Origin of the sequence: Mucilaginibacter sp., assembly GCF_036383575.1 — a bacterium.
Taxonomy (GTDB): Bacteria; Bacteroidota; Bacteroidia; order Sphingobacteriales; family Sphingobacteriaceae; genus Mucilaginibacter.
Map to the genome: position 1 here is coordinate 1 of NZ_DASVOB010000805.1, position 2,518 is coordinate 2,518.

The window sequence follows — 2,518 nt, forward strand, 5'->3', positions numbered from 1 at the left end:
AATGGAAGTGCCCACCCCGTTTGATTCGATACCGTTAACAATGGCCGCTGTCATGCTGCCTGCCACCAACGGATCTTCCGAATAATACTCAAAATTACGGCCGCCCAATGGGTTACGGTGAATGTTGAGGCCCGGCGCAAGCAAAATATCTACACCATATTCGCGTACTTCGTTACCAAAGGCAACGCCTACTTTGTTTACGAGCTGGGTATCCCAGGTTGAGGCCAGCAGAGTGGCCACCGGGAATGCCGTAGCATAATAAGTTTTTGATTTATCGCCATTGCGGATAGGCTCGATCCTTAAACCGGCAGGCCCATCAGATACCGTGATTGAAGGAATCCCTAAACGGGCAATAGCATGTGTGCGACCGGCTGCTCCGGGCACTTTTTCGGGAATATTATAAGCATCCGGGTCAGATGGTGGTAATTTAAAGCCACCTATATCAATAGGTTCATTCTTTTTATCCTTTGAAGGCGGCGGTACGCCCGGCATTTTAAAACCCATCCCCACAACCAGCTTCGATTTTTCTTCGAGTGTCATGGCGGCAACAATCTGTTTTACGTTTGTTGCACTTAGCTGCGGCGCGGAATTTTTGCTTTGAGCATGTGTTACCTGATGGATGCCACCGGCTAATAAAACGCATGCTAAAGCAACGTGTAGTTTGTAGCTCATTCTCATGTTTAAAAATTAAATAGGTTAAAGGGTACTAATTGGCGGTTACAATAACAGCAAAAAATCGAACTCTTTGTGTCATTATTACACAATAGTAAAAATTAAGTTTTACAATAGCAAGTTTTATCGATGAAAGGATAAAGAATATGGATGGAGGAGGATGAAACGGAGCTATGGAATTACCTCCACCCTTCAGGTTGGGGTTTCGCCAGTTGTGGGATTCTCCACCGCGTCATTGCGAGGCACGAAGCAATCCCCTGCTTACAGAGCGGCTATGCAAATCTCCCTGTAGAGTTCGCGATTGCTCCATGCCTTATAATGACATAAACGTAATTTGCTGATTATTAGTGGATTTTTTATTCGGTTTTGTAAATATGGGCGTTGCCTACGGCCCGTGCTATCCGCTCATACTGCACAGGCATTAGCCACAAGACCGGTATCCGCTCCTATCACTAACGCGGCCCCCGCACACCATCGCTAAAATATATTATATACGTCATCACAGTTTTTTTCAGGCTCCCTGATGGTTACAGCAATGACAATTTATAATATTCTCACTACGCCAGCACCTCTTCCAGTACATCAGCCGATTTGATGTTTCCAAAACCTTCTATGTGCATGGCATAATATTCCAGCAGCTTTTGTACCAGGTAGCGGCGTTCATCATTACTCAGCTTTAGCAGCTGCATGTCTTCAAAGCCGGTTTGCAATACTAACCCGAAGTTTTGGGTATGCGGGGGCGAGAGATAAGAAACGCTTTCGGGCTTGAAACGGGTAAACTGCCCGTTTTTTATATCGAAGTAATCGGCATTACCGGCCATGTAGCGATCGGGGTAAAAACCGAGGTAGCGGGTAAGGCGGGTTAAAAATATCAGGTGAAAGTTGGCTACGCTTTCTGTTTGATGATCGAGCCATTCTATAGCGCTGAAAACAAAATCGAATAGGTTTTCATCTGGCGATTGTTGCTTTATCGCTTTATACAACACCTCGTTCAAAAATATGGCTATACAGCTTTTGATAACATCATAAGGAATGCTGAGCAGTACCGGCGCGTTTTTCAGCTCGGAAATACGCTGTACACCGCCGGTGTTTTTGTGGTAAACCACCAGGTCTAACAGGTGCAGGGGCTGCAGCATATTCCGGCCTATTTTTGCTTTTGGCTTTTTAGCGCCGTTGATGATGTATGATTGCAGGCCAAACTTTTCGGTAAAGATCTGTACGATCACGCTGCTTTCGCCGTAATCGGTAGCCCTGAATATAATGCCACGGGTTTTATGCAGCATGTCTTACCAATAAAATGATTTTCGGTAAAAAAATAACTATCCCCGTTATCAGCGCAAATAGCGCAGCCACAACAACGGCACCGGCAGCTACATCTTTTACGTGACCCGCTTTTTCGTTATAAGTTGGCGAAACAAGATCGGTAAGTGTTTCGAGCGATGTATTAAGTAATTCGGTTATAAGTACAACGGCAATGCAGGCCACGAGCCAAAGCCACTCGGCAGTTGAAAGCTGGAAAAAGAAGCCCAATGCTACAGCTATTGTACCAGCCATTAAATGAAACCTGAAATTAGGCTGGGTTTTGGCAGCATACCCTAAACCCTTAAACGCGAAACCAAAACTGCGCACCAACCTTTTCATGCTCAAAAATACAAAGTTTAGCCGCAAATAAGGATAGGCATTAAACTGCGGTATTGTTGTTATCCTTAACTAAGCCGTCGTTGGTGTTGTCGTCTCGCCGTTATTGGTTTAAAAAGCCATGTCATTGCGAGGAGCTGCATGGGGTAAAAGAGGGGAAGCGACGTGGCAATCGCATGCTATACAGAGCAACCATGCCTCCGTGCGA

General features: G+C 45.4%; 3 protein-coding genes. All 3 read right to left on the reverse strand.

Annotated elements, in window-relative coordinates:
- The coding region (locus tag VF500_RS28670) for a glycoside hydrolase family 3 N-terminal domain-containing protein (protein WP_330862934.1) at positions 1-672 on the reverse strand (672 nt) is incomplete at its 3' end.
- Between the two features lie 557 nt (positions 673-1,229).
- Positions 1,230-1,955, reverse strand: a complete 726-nt coding sequence (recO, locus tag VF500_RS28675) for a DNA repair protein RecO (RefSeq protein ID WP_330862935.1) — start codon at positions 1,953-1,955, stop codon at positions 1,230-1,232.
- Positions 1,945-2,313 (reverse strand): diacylglycerol kinase family protein, encoded by a 369-nt coding sequence (locus VF500_RS28680; RefSeq protein ID WP_330862936.1) that lies wholly within the window; start codon positions 2,311-2,313, stop codon positions 1,945-1,947. The genes recO and VF500_RS28680 overlap by 11 nt, the downstream gene beginning before the upstream one ends.
- Positions 2,314-2,518: the final 205 nt, after the last annotated feature.